The organism is Streptomyces sp. TLI_185 (assembly GCF_003814765.1).
Taxonomy (GTDB): domain Bacteria; phylum Actinomycetota; class Actinomycetes; order Streptomycetales; family Streptomycetaceae; genus Streptomyces.
In genome coordinates this window covers 2,832,877-2,851,427 of the sequence record NZ_RKRB01000001.1, presented here as the reverse complement: position 1 = coordinate 2,851,427, position 18,551 = coordinate 2,832,877, and the positions used below count along the sequence as shown (strand labels likewise).

Sequence of the window (18,551 nt, the reverse complement as noted above, 5' to 3'; positions counted from 1 at the left end):
ACTGCTCGCAACAGCACGTCACACGGCGCCAGTTGGGATCGACGGAGATCCGTACGAAACCGTACAGATCTTCGAAAAGGTCTTCGAATGGCGCCGTATGGCTGTCAGCATGCTTTTTTGGACACTCAGCGGCCACGGGAGGTGGAGGGTGAGCGAACCGCGGTCCGCGCCGACGGTCGGTCAAGTCGTCCTCGGCCGTCGCTTGTTGGACCTGCGGGAGCACGCCGGCCTCAAGCGCGAGGAGGCCGCCCGCATCCTCCGGGTCGCCCCCGCCACCGTCCGCCGCATGGAGATGGCAGAGGTCGCCCTCAAAATCCCGTACCTCCAGCTCCTCCTGAAGTCCTACGGCGTCTGTGACGAAGAGGCCGAGGTCTTCGTGCAGCTGGCCGAGGAGGCCAACAGACCCGGCTGGTGGCAGCGGTTCCACGACATCCTGCCCGGCTGGTTCTCCATGTACGTCAGCCTCGAGGGCGCCGCGAGCCTCATCCGCTCCTACGACCCCCACTTCGTCCCCGGCCTGCTGCAGACCGAGGACTACGCCCGCGGAGTCCTGCGGGCGGGTGCGATCGGCCAGACCAGCCCCGAGGACATCGAGCGCCATGTCGCCCTGCGCATACAACGCCAGGAACTGCTCACCCGTCAGGATGCGCCACGCTTCTGGGCCGTCCTCGACGAGACCGCGCTGCGCCGCCCGGTCGGCGGCCCGGAGGTGATGCGTGCCCAGATCGACAGACTGCTCGAGGCCACGAAGCTGCCCAACGTGACCGTGCAGGTCGCGCCCTTCGCGGGCGGCCCGCACCCCGGCACGTACGGGCCCTTCGTGCTGTTCCGATTTGCCATGTCAGAACTGCCGGACATGGTCTACAGCGAGTACCTGACCGGCGCCGTCTATCTCGACGTGCGCGCCGAGGTGGCGAGCCACCTCGAGGTCATGGACCGCATGGCGGCGCAGGCCGCTACGGCACATCGCACGAAGGAGATCCTCGAGGATCTCCGCAAGGAGCTGTGAATGGATCGCATCAAGCCGCGCAAACACGTCTACAACGGCATGCCCGCGCGGGAGTTGGGCAGCGAGGGCTGGCTCAAGCCGTGGAGCGGCGGCAACGGCGGCAACTGCCTGGAGGCGATGAAGCTGGCCGACGGCCGGATCGCCGTCCGCCAGTCAACCGACCCGGACGGGCCGGCGCTGATCTACACCACCGACGAGATGACGGCGTTCATCGAGGGAGCCAAGGCGGGGGAGGCGGACTTCCTGCTGTCGTGACGTGTTGGTCCGACGCCTGCTCGGACACTTGCTCAACGTCTTGATTGTGAACCAAGGCCTGATTGCGAACTGATGGATCATCAATAAATGGTTGAGATCGACACCAGTAAGCCGTTTCCCGCGCGGATGTACGACGGATACCTCGGCGGCGAGGACAACTGCCCGGCGGACGAGGCCATGGGGCGCCGGATGCTCGCCCTCGACCCACGGGTGCCGGTGATGGCGCGGGTCGACCGGGCGTTCATGCACCGCGCCACGCGGTGGCCGTCCCGGTCTACTGCGCCAACGACCCGATCGTGCTCGCCGACGCCGCCGCCCTGCTGTGTGGCACGGGCGACGGCGTCTCCGAGTATCTGCAGGCCGCCGTTCGCGACCCGGATGCCATCCTCGACGGGGCGAAGAAGATCCTCGACTTCGGCCGCCCCGTGGCCTTTTCGCTGATCGCGCTGTTCCACTTCGTCCCCGACGAGGACGGCGCGCACGAACGCGTCCGCCGGCTGCTGTCCGAACCCCCCTCCGGCAGCTACCTGGTGGCCGGCCACGCGACGGCCGACTTCACCCCCGAGGAGCCGAAGGCCGCGACGACCGAGCAGCTCAAGGCCGTCGGCGTCACCCTGGCACTGCGCTCCCGCGCTGAGTTCACGCGCTTCTTCGACGGCCTGGAGATGATCGAGCCCGGCGTCGAGGCGCCACAGCTGTGGCATCCCGCGCTGGGTGGAGCCGGTTCCCGGTCAGGGACGCGGGCTGGTTCCGGGGTACGGGGCGGTGGGACCCAAGCCCTGACCGCCCCGGCGCGGCGGCTCATCCGGAGGCGGGACCCGGCTTGTCCGTCTCCGGCGGCAGCACCCCGCACAGTGCCTCCAACGCCGCCCCGTACGCATGCTCGGAGGGTGTCGCGTACCCCACGACCAGGCCGTCCTGAGCCGCCATGTCCGTTGCCGGGTGGCGGAATTCGGACAGCCCGTCCAGGGCGACTCCCTGCCAGGCGGCGGCCTTGACGGCGGACCGTTCCGTGCCGGGCGGCAGCCGCAGCACCGCGTGCAGCCCCGCCGCGACCCCTGTGACCTCGATGTGAGGTGCCTGCGCGGCGAGCGCCGCGACGAGGCGGTCGCGACGGCTGCGGTACCGCAGCCGCATGCGCCGCACATGACGGTCGTACGAACCGGAGCCGATGAAGTCGGCAAGGCTCAGCTGGTCGAGGACGCTCGCCCACGCCTCGCGCTCACCCTTGGCCGCGAGCACACCGTCCACGTACCGCCCGGGCAGCACCATCCAGCCCAGCCGCACCGCCGGCGACAGGCTCTTGCTGACCGAGCCCAGCAGGATCACCCGCTCGGGGTCGAGCCCCTGGACCGCCCCGACGGGCCTGCGGTCGTAACGGAACTCCCCGTCGTAGTCGTCCTCCACAACCACGCCGCCACGCGCGCGTGCCCAGTCCACCACCGCGGCCCTGCGCTCCGCGTGCAGCGGCCCCCCGGTCGGGAACTGGTGCGCAGGCGTGAGCAGAACGGCCCGCTCCCGCGCCAGCCGGTCGAGGCGTGCGCCCTGGTCGTCCAGGGGAAGCGGTACGGTCCGCACACCGGCGGCAGCGAGCAACTCCCGGTGAAACGGGAGGCCGTACGCCTCCACGGCCAGCGGTCCGGAGAGGACACGGTCCCGGCCGCCGAAGAGGAGTCGCAGCCCGTGCGCGAAACCGGAGCAGATCACGATCCGGTCCGGCTCGGTGCGCACGCCACGCGCGCGTGCCAGATACTCCGTGAGCGCCTCCCTGAGCTCGATCCGGCCGGCGGGATCGCCCGGACCGAACACCTCGTTGGGCGCCTGCTGCAGGGCCCGCCGATAGGACGCCAGCCAGGCCGCACGCGGGAACGCGGACGCGTCCGGGGTGCCCTGGCGCAGATCGTGGCGAGGGCCACGCGCGCGTGGAGGAGCCATTGACCCACGCGCGCGTGCAGGTGCGTTCCGGGGCGTGCGGGCGGCGTGACGCAGGGGTTCGGCACGTTCGGCGACCCGTGTGCCCGACCCCTGACGTGCGGTCAGCCAGCCCTCCGCCACCAGCTCCGCGTACGCGTCGGCCACCGTGTTGCGGGCGACACCGAGGTCGGCTGCGAGCGAGCGGTAGGGCGGCAGCCGGGTGCCCGGAGCGAGCCGCCCACTGCGCACGGCCTCGCGCAACGCCCCGATGAGCGCCGCCCGCCGCCCACCCGACCCGGCCAGCTCCAGATGCAGGTCGGCCCCGATCCGCTCAGCGGAATTGACCCACGATTTCCCCACGAAAATGCACCCTACAGCCGGTCTTTCCGGCCCGTAGGTTGAAGGACATGACGACGAACACGACGCACATCACGACGGCCCGCCTGGACTTCGCGAAGTCCGCCCCGAAGGTCTTCCGCGCGCTCATCGGCTTCGACGCCGCTGCCCGCGAGGGGCTCGACCCGGCCCTCGTCGAACTGATCCAGATCCGCGCCTCGCACCTCAACCACTGCGCGTACTGCCTGCACATGCACACGGCCGATGCCCGCAAGGCCGGCGAGAGCGAGGACCGGCTGCACATGGTCGCCGTCTGGCGCGAGGCCCGCCACTTCTTCACCGAGCGGGAACAGGCCGCCCTCGCCCTGACGGAGGCGGTGACGCTGGTGGCCGACGGCGGCGTCCCCGACGAGGTCTACGCACAGGCCGCAGCCCAATTCGACGAGCAGGAACTGGCCCACGTACTCGCCCTGATCCTCACGATCAACACCTGGAACCGGGTGGCGCTCTCCACGGGCAAGGTGGCAGGGACGGACGAGCGGCGCCGTTAGGGCGGGCCGAGGGTTCCTACACCGTCATCGGACGGTCGTACGGCCCGATGGGCGCCGGCAGCCGCGAACTCCCGGTCAGATAACGGTCGACGGCCGCCGCCACCGCCCGCCCCTCCGCGATCGCCCACACGATCAGCGACTGCCCCCGCGCGGCATCCCCGGCCGCGAACACACCGGGCACGTTCGTCGCGAACCCTGCATCCCGGGTGATCGTCCCGCGGGTCTCCATCGCCAGCCCCAGCTGATCGACGAGCCCGTCCTCCCGGTCGGGTCCGGAGAAGCCGAGCGCGAGCAGCACGAGGTCGGCGGGGAGCGTCCGCCCGGTGTCGGGCCGTGGGCGTCGGGCCGCGTCCACCTCGACCAGGTGCAGCGACCGCACATGCCCGCTCTCGTCGCCGGTGAAGCGGAGCGTGGACGCAGCGAACAGCCGCGCGTCCGCATCCGCCGCCGGCGCCGTCTCCAGATCCCGCGCCTCCTCGTGCGCGGCCGACAACCGGTAGATCTTCGGGTACGTCGGCCAGGGCTCGGCGTCCTCGTCGCGTTCGGCGCCGGGCTGGGCGTAGATGTCCAACTGCGTGACGGAGGCGGCCCCTTCACGCACCGCGGTCCCCAGACAGTCGGCCCCCGTGTCACCGCCGCCGACGATGACGACGTGCTTTCCGGCGGCGGACATCGGGGAACTCTCCAAGTCCCCCTCGCGCACCCGGTTGGACAGCGGCAGATACTCCATCGCCTGCTGAATTCCGACCAACTCCCGCCCGGGTACGGGCAGTTCACGCCACGCGGTCGCCCCTGTCGCGATCACCACGGCGTCGTACCGGGCCCGCAGCTCCGCCGCGCCGACGTCCTGCCCGACCGCCGTCGAGGTACGGAACTTGGTCCCCTCGGCCCGCATCTGTTCCAGCCGCCGGTCCAGATGGTGCTTCTCCATCTTGAACTCGGGGATGCCGTACCTCATCAGCCCGCCGAGCCGGTCGTCCTTCTCGTACACGGCGACGGTGTGCCCGGCCCGCGTCAGCTGCTGGGCCGCGGCCAGCCCGGTGGGCCCGGACCCGATCACCGCGACGGTCCGCCCGGACAGCCGGTCCGGCGGCCGCGGCGGCGTGAACCCCAGCTCCCAGGCCTGGTCCGCGATGGCGACCTCGACGTTCTTGATCGTGACCGCAGGCTGGTTGATGGCGAGCACACACCCGGCCTCGCACGGCGCGGGACACAACCGCCCGGTGAACTCGGGGAAGTTGTTCGTGGCATGCAGCCGGTCGGCCGCCTGCCGCCAGTCGTCCCGGCTTACCAGGTCGTTCCACTCCGGTATCAGATTCCCGAGCGGACAGGCGTCGTGGCAGAACGGTATGCCGCAGTCCATGCACCGGTCGGCCTGCTTGTTGATGATGGGCAGCAGCGCCCCGGGGACGTAGACCTCGTCCCAGTCCTGGACCCGCTCCGCGACCGGGCGGCGGGGCCAGTCCTGGCGAGGCGTGGTCATGAATCCCTTGGGATCGGCCATGGCCGTGTTCCTTGCCTACGCGTACGACGAGCCGTGCGTCATCGGGCGGCACTCTTTCGGCCACGATACGACTCCACGGCCCCGTGCGCAGAGGGGACGGACAGCGCTTTCCGCCCCGCCTTTCGCAGGATTCCTCCAGCACTCAGGTCAGCGCCAGCACATACGCCACCGCCGAACCGGCCGAGGCGACCATCCGCACGTGATTCCAGAACGTCCACTCGCGTATGTACGACGGCCAGTACGCGGCGGCTTCCGGGGTGCCCGGGTCCAGCTTGGCCAGCGCGTCGTTGCGCGGCACGTTCGCGACCATGGTCACCCCGAAGGAGCCGAACAGATACAGTGCGCTGCCCACCAGCAGCTCCACCCTCCCGTCGTCCGGCCACAGCACGAACGTCACCACGGCGAGCACCGCGCACAGCACCGCCGACCCCACGAACACCAGCATGAACGCCGGCATCACCGCGGTCACGTTGATCGCGTTCATCGCGGCCACGCCCTGCGCGGGCGGCAGCGCGGCGAGCCCCTTCATCACGAACGTCGAGAAGCCGCAGAAAACCCCGGCGACCAGACCGGTCCCGAGCACACCCAGCACCGTCAGCCAGAAATACGGTCCATCGATCATGTCGTCCACTCCCGCATAGAGCCGAGATCTTCCCCGGCACCTCCCGTCACCACAAGTGAATTCCCGTACGAGCACAGTGACCATGGCCGAAGAACGCGGTCACATACGCGCGCGTCCAGCCGTGATCCGGCGGCCGCCGGCCGCGAGCGCGGCGCCGGCGGGCCGCCTGCCGCCCGATCTCCCTTCGGCAAGGGCTCCGTGCCATTCGCCGACGGTTCCGTGTCTTTCGCCGACCGTGCCGGGCCTGTCGCCGGCACATCCGGACCTCTCGCCGGCGTGCCCGGGTTTTCCGCGACTGAGTCACGGCCTTTGGTCGACCGAGCCCGGTTCTTCGCCAACGAACCCCCGTCTCGCGTCAATGGCCCCGCCTTTCGTCAATCGACCTTGGCTTTTTGCCGATGGCCTCCGCCTTTTTCAATGCCCCTCGGCCTGTCGCCGACGGGTCTCGGCCTTTCGTGGAGCTATCTCGGTCTTTCGACCTCGGCCTGTCGCCGACGGCTTCCCCCGTTCTTCCATTGACCTCGCCCTGTCGCCGAGGGGGCTCGGCCTTTCGTGGAGCGACCTCGGCCTTTGTCGATCGGCCTCGGTGTTTGCCGATGGCCTCCGCCCTTCTTGAATTGACCTCGGCTTGTCGCCGACGGCCTCCGCCCTTCGCCGATCGACCTCGGCCTGTCGCCGACGGCCTCGGCCTTTCGTGGAGCGACCGCGGTCCTTCGTGAGCGGACCCGCTTTCCTGGACCGACCCGATCTTTTTCGTCAACGGCCCCCGCCTTTGGCTACGACCCCGGACTCTCGGTGACGGGACGCCGGCCCGTCGCCAACGGGCCCCGGCCTTTCATCGACCGATCCCGCCCCGCACCCGGCGGCCCCCGCCCCGGGTCAACCGACCCCCGCCTCTTCCGATCGCCACCCCCGCAGCACCGTCTCCACCGCCGCCCCGATCCGTCGCCGGGCCTCGTGTCGCGGTACGCCGCTCATCAGCAGCTGGTCGTACCGCGTGTCCACGTGCCGTACGGACGCCACGACCGCCGAGACCACCGCCCCCTCGGACAGGGCCCGCCCCGCCGCACTCCGGCCCACCCGCCCGCTGCCCCGCAACGACGCATGCGCCGCGATCGCCCGGGCCCGCTCCGCCGGGCAGCCGGGAAACATCCGTCGTATCTCCGCCGCGAACGCCTCCGTGAACCGCAGGTCCTCCGTGATCCGCCGCCGGGCGTCCCGCACCCGGCGCCGCCGCCGCGCCTCCGCGTCCGCCAGGCACCGCTCCTCGGCCCGGGCGAGCCCCGCCTCCTCGACCAGGACGCCCTGCCGCTCGTACCGCGACTTGCGCCGGTTGAAGCGCACCACGACCGCCGACAGCGCACTCTCCTCCCGCGACCGCCGGGTCAGCGCGGTGTCACCGCGCGGCAGGAACACCAGATGCCCGAGGTCGGCACAGTCGAGACACCGTGGTGCCCCCTCCTCGAGCACGAGCAGCGGCAACGGCCCCGCATGACACTCCCCGCAGTGCCGTCTCTTGAGCGGCTGGAAGACGACAAGCCCGGTGCGGGGTGCAGGCGTTGCAAGACGTGCCATAAGTGTTTCCTTCCCCCCGACGGCACTCCGGACTACCGCGAAATCGCGCCCACTGCGCCCCTCTCCCTCCGCACTCCCCACGTATTGGGGCGAGGAGCATCCCGGCCGACGGCTGACGCATCATGGGCCATGTGCGACTCGAAGCGATCACCTGGGACCGGCTCGGCGACCTCCTGGCCGAGCGCCTGCTCGACCTCAAGCCGGCCGACGGCAGCCCCTGGCCCCGCATCGCCTTCGACGGAGCCCCGGCAGCCCGCCCGGGCGACCTCGCCGAACGCGTCGCCGAAGCCCTGCGCGTGCGCGGCCGCCCCTCGCTGACTGTCGGCGCGGAGGGCTTTCTGCGGCCCGCCTCCGTCCGCCTCGAGTACGGCCACCACGACGTCGACGCCTATTACGACGGCTGGTTGGACACCGGCGCCCTGTGGCGCGAGGTGTTCGGCCCCCTCGAACCCGGGGGCGACGGACGTGTCCTGCCCGACCTGTGGGATCCGGTCACCGACCGCGCCACCCGCACTCCCTACGCCCAACTTCCGCCCGGCGGCTTCCTGTTGCTGCACGGCCCCCTCCTGCTGCGCCACTGGTTCCCCTTCGACCTGACCGTCCACGTCCTCCTCTCACCCGGCGCCCTCCGCCGCCGCACCCCAGAGGCAGACCACTGGACACTCCCCGCCTTCGAGCGCTACGCGGACGAGACCGACCCGGCCGGCACGGCCGACGTCCTGGTACGGGCCGACGACCCGCGCCATCCCGCCTGGAGGGGCTGATCATTGGAGAGGCCGGTCGGCCATCCCGTTCGGCTGGTCGGTGAGGTTGATCGGCAAACCCCCTTTTATATGCACGCGCATGTAGTTACTGTGGTCCCATGACGACCTCCTCGAGTGATCCCGTCCCCTTCGCCGACTCCGTCCGCACCCTCCTCGACGGCAAGAACTTCGCCAGCGTCGCCACCCTCGGCCCCGACGGCGCCCCGCAGAGCTCGGTGGTCTGGATCAAGCGCGAGGGCGACACCGTGCTCTTCTCCTCCACCGACGGACGCCAGAAGGTGCGCAACCTCCGCCGCGATCCCCGCATCAGCCTCTCGGTCTTCGACCTCGCCGACCCCTACACCTCGGTCGAGATCCGCGGCACCGCCGAGATCCTCCCCGACGAGGGCAAGCGGCTCCCGTACGAGCTCTCGCACAAGTACCTCGGCATCGACCCGCCCGGCGAGAAGGACGACGAGACCCGCGTGATCATCCGCATCGTCCCGCGGAAGATCGTGGGTTTCTCTGCCTGAGGTTTCTGAGACGGCGCTCCCCGGCTGCCCGTCACCGCAGAGTTCCGGGTGCACGGGCCGGGCCGCGCGGCGAGAATGTAGGGCGCCGGGACTAGCGGTGCGTTCCCGCATCGCGCCGGCCGTCCGGCACCGGGAGGTACTCCATGACCACCGCCGGAGACATCATGCACCGTGGTGCCCAGTGGATCCCCGCCCACGAGACCCTGGACCGCGCGGCCCAGCTGATGCGCGAACTGAACGTCGGAGCCCTGCCCATCAGCGACCAGAACGAGCGGCTCTGCGGCATCCTCACCGACCGCGACATCGTCATCGGCTGCGTGGCCATGGGCCACGACCCGGCGAAGGTCACCGCCGGCGAGATGGCCCACGGCACCCCGCGCTGGATCGACGCGAACGCCGACGTCGGTGACGTGCTCCGGGAGATGCAGGACCACCAGATCCGCCGGCTCCCCGTCATCGAGAACAAGCGGCTGGTCGGCATGATCAGCGAGGCCGACGTGGCCCGGCACCTGACGGAGGGGCAGATCGCCGACTTCGCCCACAGCGTGTACGCGCGGAGCACGACGCGCTGACCCGCCCGACGGAGCGCCTCACAGCCAGCCGCTGCGCCGGAAACCGCGGTACAGCACCAGGCAGGCCGCCACCATCACGCCTATGACCAGGGGGTATCCGAACCTCCAGTGCAGCTCCGGCATGTGATCGAAGTTCATGCCGTACACACCGCAGACCATCGTCGGTACGGCGATCACCGCGGCCCAGGCCGTGATCTTCCGCATGTCCTCGTTCTGCGCGACCGTGACCTGCGCGAGATGGGCCTGCAGGATCGAGTTGAGCAGCTCGTCGAAGGAGGCGATCTGCTCCTTCGCCCGCATGAGGTGGTCGAGGACGTCCCTGAAGTAGGCCTGTATCTCCGGGGCGACCACTCGGATCGGCCGGGTCGCAAGGTCCTCGATGGGGCGGGCGAGGGGGACCACGGCCCGCTTCAGCTCCAGGAGTTCACGCTTGAGCTGGTAGATCCGGCCGGGGTCGGCCCGCGCTCCGTTCTCCGCGAACACGTCCATCTCCACCTGGTCGATGTCCGCCTGCACCGAGTCGGTGACGTGCAGATAGTCGTCGACCACATGGTCCGCGATCGCGTGCAGCACCGCGGCCGGTCCCTTCGCGAGCTGCTGCGGGTCGGCCTCCAGCTCCTCGCGCAGCGGGCCCAGCGAACCGTGCATCCCGTGCCGGACCGTGATCACGAAGTCCACGCCGACGAACACCATGATCTCGCCGGTGTTCACCACCTCGCTGGTCGCCGTCAGCTCCTCGTGTTCGACGTAGCAGACCGTCTTGAACACCGCGAACAGCGTCTCGCCGTAGCGTTCCAGCTTGGGGCGCTGATGGGCCTCGACCGCGTCCTCGACCGCCAGCGGATGCAGATCGAAGAGCTCGGCGATGCCCGCGAACTCCTGGTCCGTCGGCTCGTGCAGACCCAGCCACACGAACCCGTCACCGTTTTTCCGCACCCGCTCCACGGTGTCGACCAGATCACTGCCCCCGGGCACCCGTGCGCCGTCCCGGTACGTCACACAGTTCACCACCGAAGAGCCCAGCGGGGACCGGGCCGGGTGACTCAGGTCGACGCGTGGCCGCCGCCTGGCCAGCCGTGCCACCTTGCGCAGGCCGCCGACCCCGCTGAGGTGGGTGACCTTCCGCAGATTCCCTGCCATGGACATCTGGATCTCCTTGCGTGGATCTCCGGGCTCGATGCGCGGTTTGCGGTTCGCCCCCGTGGTGAGCCGCCTGTCTGTGCCTTGGCGCGCCAGTTTGCCAGGTCTGTGTAAGGGGCGGGTGAGCCTGTGGGAGCAGGCCATTCCGTTTGGTTCCCGCCTGTGGACGAAGGGGTTGGACAAGGGAACGTCTGCCCGGCTGGCGCTAGGTGACTCGTCGACCGCTTCCGGCAAGCCGGGCAACTGGGATGATCGCGTCATGAAGCGATCCGACGGCTATCTTCTCGACAACCGGCAGACGGAGGCGGGAGAGCGCTTCGAGGCCTTCGCCACCCTCTTCGACCCCACCACCTTCCGGCACCTGGAAGGGCTCGGCATCGACTCCGGCCGGCGCTGCTGGGAGGTCGGCGCGGGCGGCACCTCCGTGGTGTCCTGGCTGGCAGAGAAGGTCGGCCCGACCGGACAGGTCCTCGCCACCGACATCGACACGTCGCTGCTCGCCTCCGTGGCCCGCCCGCCGGTGGAGGTGCGCGTCCACGACGTGGGCGCCGAGGAACCTCCGGACGAGGGCTTCGACCTGGTGCACGCCCGGCTGGTCCTCGTCCATGTGCCGGACCGCGAACGGGCCTTGCAGTCGATGATCAAGGCCCTGCGTCCCGGCGGCCGGCTACTGATCGAGGACGCCGACCCGGCCCTGCAGCCCCTGGTCTGCCCCGACGAACACGGCCCCGAGCAACGACTCGCCAACCGTCTGCGGCACGGGTTCCGCCGGCTGCTCGCCGACCGTGGCGCCGACCTCTCCTACGGCCGCCGCCTGCCACGCCTGCTCCGCGAGGCCGGCCTGCGCGGCGTCGAGGCCGATGCGTACTTCCCCCTCGCCTCCCCGGCCTGTGCCGCCCTCGAGTCGGCCACGATCCGCCAGATCCGCGACACCCTCGTCACCGCGAACCTCGCCACGAACGAGGACATCGACCGCCACCTGGCGAACATCGAGGCCGGCGGGATGGACCTGGCCACGGCCCCGATGATCTCGGCGTGGGGGAGCAAGGCATAGCCCCGCGACCGGGAGCTCCGGTCACACCCTTGCGGTCCGGGGGAGGCGGTACCAGCCTGAAGAACATGACGGACAACACGACACGTCTCGACCATGTCGTCCTGTGGGTACACGACCCGGTCGCCTCGGCCGACTTCTACGAGAAGGCGGTCGGACTGCGCCCCCTGAGGATCACCGAGTTCTCCGCGGGGAAGGCGTCGTTCCCCTCTGTACGGCTCAACGACGAGACCATCCTCGACCTCATGCCCCACTCCATGGCGGAGCAGATGAAGATGCTCCCCGGTGCCGCCGACAGCGCGGGCCACCCCGTCAACCACGTCTGCCTGGCCCTGCCCGGCGACGACTTCGACGCCCTGCACAGCCGCCTCGAGGAACGCGCCGTCCCCGTCTCCGAGTTCTCCTACGACTCCTACGGCGCCCGCGGAAAGGCCAGGCGCAGCTTCTACTTCCGCGACCCGGACGGAAACGTCTTCGAGGCCCGGCACTACGACTAGCGAGGTGCCCGGGCGGACCAGCGAGGTGCCCACGCGCGCGCGGGCACCCCATATCCCTTGCCCGTCCTGCTGTTCAGGAGTTCAGACGGGACGTACGCCGGTCAGTGCTCCGTGTGGATCGAGCACGTACTTGCGGCTGGCACCCTGGTCGAACTCCGCGTAACCGCGCGGTGCGTCCTCCAGGCCGATGACGGTCGCGTTGACCGCCTTGGCGATGTGCACGCGCCCGTGCAGGATCGCCATCATCAGGCTGCGGTGGTACTTCATCACCGGGCACTGTCCGGTCGTGAAGTGATGACTCTTGGCCCAGCCGAGCCCGAGCCGCACCTTCAGCGTCCCGGACTTCGCGTCCTCGTCGATCCCGCCGGGGTCGTCCGTGACATACAGCCCGGGGATGCCCAGCGCACCGCCCGCGCGTGTGATGCCCATCAGCGAGTTGAGCACTGTAGCGGGCGCTTCGGGGGCGTCCTTGCCGTGTGCCCGTGCCTCGAAACCGACCGCGTCGACCGCCGCGTCCACCTCGGGCTCGCCGAGGATCTGCACGAGCTGGTCCTCGACGCTGCCCTGGGAGACGTCGACGGTCTCGCAGCCGAAGCTCCGTGCCTGCGCGAGGCGTTCGGCATTGAGGTCGCCGACGACGACCACGGCGGCGCCCAGCAACTGCGCCGACGCGGCCGCGGCGAGACCGACCGGACCCGCCCCGGCGACGTACACCGTCGAGCCGACCCCGGCGCCCGAGGACACCACGCCGTGGAAGCCGGTCGGGAAGATGTCCGACAGCATGGTCAGATCCAGCAGCTTCTCGCGCGCCTCCTCCCGGTCCGGGAACTTCAGCAGGTTGAAGTCCGCGTACGGGACCATGGCGTACTCGGCCTGACCGCCGACCCAGCCGCCCATGTCGACGTAGCCGTACGCCGCCCCGGGACGGGCCGGGTTGACGTTCAGGCAGATGCCGGTCTTGCGCTCCTTGCAGTTGCGGCACCGCCCGCAGGCGATGTTGAACGGTACGGAGACGATGTCGCCGACGTCGATGAACTCGACGTCCGGACCCCGTTCGACGACCTCTCCGGTGATCTCGTGTCCGAGCGCCAGCCCCTCCGGTGCGGTCGTCCGCCCGCGCACCATGTGCTGGTCGCTTCCACAGATGTTGGTGGCGAGCACCTTGAGGATCACACCGTGCCGGCACTTGCGGCCGACGTTCTCGGGTGCGACCCCCGGCCCGTCCTGGAGTTCAAGCGTCGGGTAGTCGATGGTCCTGACTTCCACCGCGCCCGGCTTGAGATACGCGACTGCCCTGTTTCCGCTCATGCGTGATCGCCGTCCCTTCGGCTCCGAACCCTCGGATGCCAGTGGCTGTGCGCATGGCGGAGTCTGCTACCGCCTCCGCTTCCCGACCACCCTTCGCGCGCCCCCGGAGCCGGTGTCTCAGAACAGCGGCTCGGGCAGGACCCCCTCCAGCGCGAGCAGCTTGCGCTTGGTCTCCAATCCGCCCCCGAACCCGCCGATGCCCCCGTCGCTCTCCACCACCCGGTGACAGGGCACGACGACCGGCAGCGGATTGGACCCCATTGCCATCCCCACCGCCTGGGCCGCGCCCGGCTGACCCACCCGCCCGGCCAGGTCGCCGTAGCCCACCACCGCGCCGTACGGCACCCCCGAGACCAGCTCGCGCAGCACCTGCCGGTTGAAGCCTGAGATCAGCGACCAGTCCAGCGGCAGCTCGAAGTCGCGCCGCTCGCCCGCGAAGTACGCCTCGACCTGCCGTATCGCCTCGGCCAGCAGGGGCGAGTCGGGTGCCTCGACGGGCTCGCGGCCCAGCCGCGACGCCAGCCGCTCGAGCGCCTTGTCACGCACCCCGTCCGTGGCATGGAACACGACGTTGACCAGGCCCTCGCGGGTCGCGGCAAGCAGCAGCGGACCGATCCCGGTGCCGACCACCGCCCACACGACCTGCTGTTCGTACTGCCCATCGCTGTCCATGCGCCCACCGTACGACCCGCCACTGACAACGCCCGGGGAACGGGGCTCAGGGCGCCTGCAGGGCGGCCCGGACCACGTCGGGCTCGTTGGTGATGATGCCGTTCACGCCGTACCGGGTGACCTGCCGGGCGGTGTCCGCGTCGTTCACGGTCCATGTGAAGACGTTGAGCGGTCTACCATGCGGCCCCGTGAAGTCGTGCGCGGCGGAGACGTAACCCGCCGAGATCGAGCCGAACGAGGGATTGATCCCGTCGGTGAAGCGCGCGTAGGCGGGCAGGTCCGAGAGGTGCGGTGTACCGAGGAAGCCCGTCCTGACGGCGGGCTTCAGGTCGTGGACGATGCGCAGGCTGTCCGCGCTGAAGCTCTGCACGACAAGCCGGCCGGCCAGGTGCTGCGGGTCGAGCCAGCCGTCGTTGCCGAGCACCTTCAGGGTCTGCTGTTCGATGCCCGGGTACAGCTCGGGATTCTTGATCTCGAGCAGCAGCTTCTGGTGGTTGTGCTCGACACGGCGCATGTACGCGTCCAGCGTCGGCACGCGCGCGCCCGCATACCGGCGTCCGAACCAGCTTCCCGCGTCGAGGCGCGCGATCTCGGCGGCGGTGAAGTCCTTCACGTCCCAGGACGTCCGGCAGGGGAAGACCTCCTCGACGTCGGTCGTGCGCTGCAGGCTGTCGTCGTGGATCACGACGAGCTCGCCGTCCTTGGTGCGCTGCACGTCGTTCTCCACCCACGCGATGCCCAGCCGGGCCGCCTTGTCGATGGAGGCCAGCGTGTTCTCGGGCGCATAGGCGGAGGCCCCCCGGTGCCCGATGACCAGGGGCAGTTCGTCGACGTCGCCGGCCCGCGCGGCGGAGCCGGGCAGCAGGAGGCCGGCGGTCCCCAGGAGCGCGGTGGTGATGGCGGCGACTGCGCGCGCGTACATGCGTACTCCTCGTGTCGTATGAACACGGACAGCTCAACTGTGACAGCAGAGCGTCGACGACGGTGGGGTACAGAACGACCACACAATGAATGGAGTCGCCCAAGTCCGCACACTGCGGCCGCACAACTGGGGCAACGACGTGTTTCTTTGCCGGAAAATCGTTCGACCATTCTGGTGGGGGTCATACTCTCTGCCTCAACCCTGACCGCTCGGGCGGTCCTGGGAGGGGGCGCATTTCAGGGAATTCCGGGACGTAAGAGGGCGGGAAGGGCAGCCGCGCATGCAAGGCACGGTCGACGGATTCAGCTACGGACTCGTCACACCGGTGGTGGCCTATCTCATGGCCTCCCTCGGTGGCGCCCTGGGGCTGCGTTGCACGACCAGATCCATGCTCGTCACCCAATCCTGGCGGCCCGGCTGGCTGGCCCTCGGGTCGGCGGCCATCGGCTCCGGCATATGGACCATGCACTTCGTCGCGATGATGGGGTTCACGGTCAAACAGGCGCCGATCCACTACGACAAGGCGACCACGTTCGCCAGCCTCGGTGTCGCCATCGTCATGGTGGGCATCGGGATCTTCATCGTCGGTTACAAGGGGGCGAAGGGAACGGCCCTGTTCACCGGGGGCACGATCACCGGCCTGGGAATCGCCTCGATGCACTATCTGGGCATGGCGGGAATGCGCCTGAACGGAAAGCTGGGGTACAACACGGTGACCGTCGCCGTCTCCGTCGTCATCGCGATGGTGGCCGCCACCGCCGCCCTGTGGGCGGCCGGACAGGTCAGAGGCTTCCTGTGGAGCGTGGGTGCGAGCCTCGTCATGGGGCTCGCCGTCAGCGGCATGCACTACACGGGCATGGCAGCCCTCAGCGTCCACCTCCACGGCACGACCGCACCCGCCTCCGGGGACTCGCCCGCCACACTGCTGTGGCCCATGCTGATCGGCCCGCTCGCCTTCCTCCTGCTCGCCGCCGTGGTCGTGATGTTCGACCCGCTGATGGTCATGGGCAAGCCCGCCCTGGCCCCCGTCGAGAACAAGCCGGGCGTCCCCGCCCACCCGGCCGTCCACCACCCGGCCCACCGCCCCGCGCTCCGCCCGGCCCGGCAGCCAAGCCGACGCAGCTCCCGCACCCCGCAGAACCGCTGATCGGCCCGCGTTGTCAGTGCCGGGTCGTACGGTTGATTCCATGCGGCCCGTTTCCAACATCGAACGCACGGTGGCGCCCTTCGAGGTCGTCAGCCCCTACCAGCCCAGCGGCGACCAGCCGCAGGCCATCGCCGAGCTCGCCCGGCGCATCGAGGCAGGCGAGAAGGACGTCGTCCTGCTCGGCGCGACCGGCACCGGCAAGTCCGCCACCACCGCGTGGATGATCGAGAAGCTTCAGCGCCCCACCCTCGTGATGGCGCCGAACAAGACCCTGGCCGCCCAGCTGGCGAACGAATTCCGCGAGCTGCTGCCGAACAACGCGGTCGAGTACTTCGTCTCGTACTACGACTACTACCAGCCCGAGGCCTACGTCCCGCAGTCGGACACCTACATCGAGAAGGACTCCTCGATCAACGAGGAGGTCGAGCGCCTGCGCCACTCCGCGACCAACTCGCTGCTCACCCGCCGCGACGTCGTCGTGGTCGCCTCGGTGTCCTGCATCTACGGCCTCGGCACGCCGCAGGAGTACGTGGACCGCATGGTCCCGCTCAGGGTCGGCGACGAGATCGACCGCGACCAGCTGCTGCGCCGCTTCGTCGACATCCAGTACACCCGCAACGACCTGGCCTTCACCCGGGGCACCTTCCGCGTCCGCGGCGACACCATCGAGATCTTCCCGGTCTACGAGGAACTCGCCGTCCGCATCGAGATGTTCGGCGACGAGATCGAGGCCCTCTCCACGCTCCACCCCCTCACCGGCGAGATCATCAGCGACGACCAGCAGCTGTACATCTTCCCGGCCACCCACTACGTGGCGGGACCGGAGCGCCTGGAGCGGGCCGTCAACGACATCGAGAAGGAGCTCGGCGAGCGGCTGGCCGAGCTGGAGAAGCAGGGCAAGCTCCTGGAGGCCCAGCGCCTGCGGATGCGCACCACGTACGACCTCGAGATGCTCCGCCAGATCGGCTCCTGCTCCGGCGTCGAGAACTACTCGATGCACTTCGACGGCCGTTCGCCCGGCTCCCCGCCGAACACCCTGCTCGACTACTTCCCGGACGACTTCCTCCTCGTCATCGACGAGTCCCACGTCACCGTCCCGCAGATCGGCGCGATGTACGAGGGCGATGCCTCCCGCAAGCGCACCCTCGTGGACCACGGCTTCCGGCTGCCCTCCGCGCTCGACAACCGGCCCCTGAAGTGGGAGGAGTTCCAGGAGCGCATCGGGCAGACGGTCTATCTGTCGGCAACTCCGGGCAAGTACGAGCTCTCGCGCGGGGACGGCGCCGTGGAGCAGATCATCCGTCCCACCGGCCTGATCGACCCGGAGGTCGTGGTCAAGCCCACCGAGGGCCAGATCGACGACCTGGTGCACGAGATCCGCACGCGCACCGAGAAGGACGAGCGCGTCCTGGTCACCACCCTCACCAAGAAGATGGCCGAGGACCTCACGGACTACTTCCTGGAGCTCGGCATCCAGGTCCGCTATCTGCACAGCGACGTCGACACCCTGCGCCGCGTCGAGCTGCTGCGCGAACTGCGCTCGGGCGAGTTCGACGTGCTGGTCGGCATCAACCTGCTGCGCGAGGGCCTCGACCTGCCCGAGGTGTCCCTGGTGGCCATCCTCGACGCCGACAAGGAGGGCTTCCTGCGCTCCGGTACGTCGCTGATCCAGACCATCGGCCGCGCCGCGCGCAACGTCTCCGGCCAGGTTCACATGTACGCCGACAAGATCACCCCGGCGATGGAGAAGGCCATCGAGGAGACCAACCGCCGCCGGGAGAAGCAGGTCGCGTACAACACGGCGAACGGCATCGACCCCCAGCCGCTCCGCAAGAAGATCAACGACATCGTCGCCCAGATCGCCCGCGAGGACGTCGACACGGAGCAGCTGCTCGGCTCGGGCTACCGCAAGCTGAAGGACGGCAAGGGCGCGAAGGCACCCGTGCCCGCCCTCGGCTCCAAGGCGGCCGGCGTTGCCAAGACCGCCAAGGGCAAGGGCAAGGCCAAGGAGACGGTCCCGACCGACCGTCCCGCCGCCGAACTCGCCGACCAGATCGAGGAGATGACGGCGCGCATGCGCGCCGCCGCCGCCGACCTCCAGTTCGAGATCGCGGCCCGGCTGCGCGACGAGGTCTCCGAGATGAAGAAGGAACTGCGCCAGATGAGGGAGGCGGGGCTGGCCTGACCACCCGCTGCCGCC

General features: G+C 69.8%; 18 protein-coding genes and 1 pseudogene. 11 read left to right on the top strand and 8 right to left on the bottom strand.

The window, feature by feature from the left end:
• Positions 1-148: 148 nt before the first annotated feature.
• The 3 genes and pseudogenes from EDD92_RS12920 (at position 149) to EDD92_RS12910 (ending at position 2,047) form a co-directional block, all read left to right on the top strand.
• On the top strand, positions 149-1,009 hold the full coding sequence (locus EDD92_RS12920; protein ID WP_123964436.1) for a helix-turn-helix transcriptional regulator: 861 nt from the start codon (positions 149-151) through the stop codon (positions 1,007-1,009).
• A complete protein-coding gene (locus EDD92_RS12915; protein ID WP_030933216.1) occupies positions 1,010-1,264 on the top strand; it encodes a DUF397 domain-containing protein in 255 nt (84 codons plus the stop codon).
• A gap of 87 nt (positions 1,265-1,351) precedes the next feature.
• A pseudogene (locus EDD92_RS12910) lies at positions 1,352-2,047 on the top strand (SAM-dependent methyltransferase).
• A gap of 18 nt (positions 2,048-2,065) precedes the next feature.
• Here EDD92_RS12910 and EDD92_RS12905 read toward each other — a convergent pair.
• Complete coding sequence (locus EDD92_RS12905; RefSeq protein ID WP_123964435.1) at positions 2,066-3,538, bottom strand: PLP-dependent aminotransferase family protein; 1,473 nt, start codon at positions 3,536-3,538, stop codon at positions 2,066-2,068.
• A 47-nt stretch (positions 3,539-3,585) separates the two neighbouring features.
• Between EDD92_RS12905 and EDD92_RS12900 the strand changes: the two genes are divergently transcribed.
• A complete protein-coding gene (locus tag EDD92_RS12900) occupies positions 3,586-4,065 on the top strand; it encodes a carboxymuconolactone decarboxylase family protein (RefSeq protein ID WP_123964434.1) in 480 nt (159 codons plus the stop codon).
• Positions 4,066-4,081: 16 nt separating this feature from the next.
• On the opposite strand, the gene EDD92_RS12895 is transcribed toward EDD92_RS12900, so the two are convergent.
• The 3 genes from EDD92_RS12895 to EDD92_RS12885 all read right to left on the bottom strand — a co-directional run bounded on the left by EDD92_RS12895 (position 4,082) and on the right by EDD92_RS12885 (position 7,766).
• The gene (locus tag EDD92_RS12895; RefSeq protein WP_123964433.1) at positions 4,082-5,569 is read right to left on the bottom strand and encodes a glutamate synthase subunit beta; all 1,488 of its coding nucleotides are present in this window, start codon (positions 5,567-5,569) and stop codon (positions 4,082-4,084) included.
• 142 nt (positions 5,570-5,711) lie between these two features.
• Positions 5,712-6,191, bottom strand: a complete 480-nt coding sequence (locus EDD92_RS12890) for a DUF1772 domain-containing protein (protein WP_123964432.1) — start codon at positions 6,189-6,191, stop codon at positions 5,712-5,714.
• Between the two features lie 879 nt (positions 6,192-7,070).
• The gene (locus EDD92_RS12885) at positions 7,071-7,766 is read right to left on the bottom strand and encodes a DUF2293 domain-containing protein (protein WP_123964431.1); all 696 of its coding nucleotides are present in this window, start codon (positions 7,764-7,766) and stop codon (positions 7,071-7,073) included.
• Positions 7,767-7,888: 122 nt separating this feature from the next.
• Here EDD92_RS12885 and EDD92_RS12880 point away from each other — a divergent pair, with 122 nt between their 5' ends.
• The 3 genes from EDD92_RS12880 to EDD92_RS12870 all read left to right on the top strand — a co-directional run bounded on the left by EDD92_RS12880 (position 7,889) and on the right by EDD92_RS12870 (position 9,614).
• Positions 7,889-8,530 (top strand): uridine kinase, encoded by a 642-nt coding sequence (locus tag EDD92_RS12880; RefSeq protein WP_185124001.1) that lies wholly within the window; start codon positions 7,889-7,891, stop codon positions 8,528-8,530.
• 98 nt (positions 8,531-8,628) lie between these two features.
• Positions 8,629-9,042 (top strand): PPOX class F420-dependent oxidoreductase, encoded by a 414-nt coding sequence (locus tag EDD92_RS12875; RefSeq protein ID WP_123964429.1) that lies wholly within the window; start codon positions 8,629-8,631, stop codon positions 9,040-9,042.
• A 143-nt stretch (positions 9,043-9,185) separates the two neighbouring features.
• A complete protein-coding gene (locus EDD92_RS12870; protein WP_123964428.1) occupies positions 9,186-9,614 on the top strand; it encodes a CBS domain-containing protein in 429 nt (142 codons plus the stop codon).
• Positions 9,615-9,632: 18 nt separating this feature from the next.
• Here the strand turns inward: EDD92_RS12870 and corA are convergent, their stop codons facing one another.
• Entirely contained in the window at positions 9,633-10,760 is a 1,128-nt protein-coding gene (corA, locus tag EDD92_RS12865; protein WP_123964427.1) for a magnesium/cobalt transporter CorA, read from the bottom strand.
• A 253-nt stretch (positions 10,761-11,013) separates the two neighbouring features.
• Here corA and EDD92_RS12860 point away from each other — a divergent pair, with 253 nt between their 5' ends.
• The gene (locus EDD92_RS12860) at positions 11,014-11,808 is read left to right on the top strand and encodes a methyltransferase domain-containing protein (protein WP_123964426.1); all 795 of its coding nucleotides are present in this window, start codon (positions 11,014-11,016) and stop codon (positions 11,806-11,808) included.
• 65 nt (positions 11,809-11,873) lie between these two features.
• The gene (locus EDD92_RS12855) at positions 11,874-12,302 is read left to right on the top strand and encodes a VOC family protein (RefSeq protein ID WP_123964425.1); all 429 of its coding nucleotides are present in this window, start codon (positions 11,874-11,876) and stop codon (positions 12,300-12,302) included.
• Positions 12,303-12,383: 81 nt separating this feature from the next.
• On the opposite strand, the gene fdhA is transcribed toward EDD92_RS12855, so the two are convergent.
• From fdhA to EDD92_RS12840, 3 genes are all read right to left on the bottom strand, one after another.
• Positions 12,384-13,610, bottom strand: a complete 1,227-nt coding sequence (gene fdhA / locus EDD92_RS12850) for a formaldehyde dehydrogenase, glutathione-independent (RefSeq protein ID WP_123964424.1) — start codon at positions 13,608-13,610, stop codon at positions 12,384-12,386.
• A 117-nt stretch (positions 13,611-13,727) separates the two neighbouring features.
• Positions 13,728-14,282, bottom strand: a complete 555-nt coding sequence (locus EDD92_RS12845; RefSeq protein ID WP_123964423.1) for a methylated-DNA--[protein]-cysteine S-methyltransferase — start codon at positions 14,280-14,282, stop codon at positions 13,728-13,730.
• Between the two features lie 46 nt (positions 14,283-14,328).
• A complete protein-coding gene (locus EDD92_RS12840; RefSeq protein WP_123964422.1) occupies positions 14,329-15,204 on the bottom strand; it encodes a glycerophosphodiester phosphodiesterase family protein in 876 nt (291 codons plus the stop codon).
• Positions 15,205-15,484: 280 nt separating this feature from the next.
• On the opposite strand from EDD92_RS12840, the gene EDD92_RS12835 reads away from it, so the two are divergent.
• Both EDD92_RS12835 and uvrB read left to right on the top strand, forming a co-directional pair.
• On the top strand, positions 15,485-16,351 hold the full coding sequence (locus EDD92_RS12835) for an MHYT domain-containing protein (RefSeq protein WP_123964421.1): 867 nt from the start codon (positions 15,485-15,487) through the stop codon (positions 16,349-16,351).
• A 40-nt stretch (positions 16,352-16,391) separates the two neighbouring features.
• Positions 16,392-18,536, top strand: coding sequence for an excinuclease ABC subunit UvrB (gene uvrB, locus EDD92_RS12830; protein ID WP_123964420.1), 2,145 nt, complete (start codon positions 16,392-16,394; stop codon positions 18,534-18,536).
• The last annotated feature ends 15 nt before the right edge of the window (positions 18,537-18,551 follow it).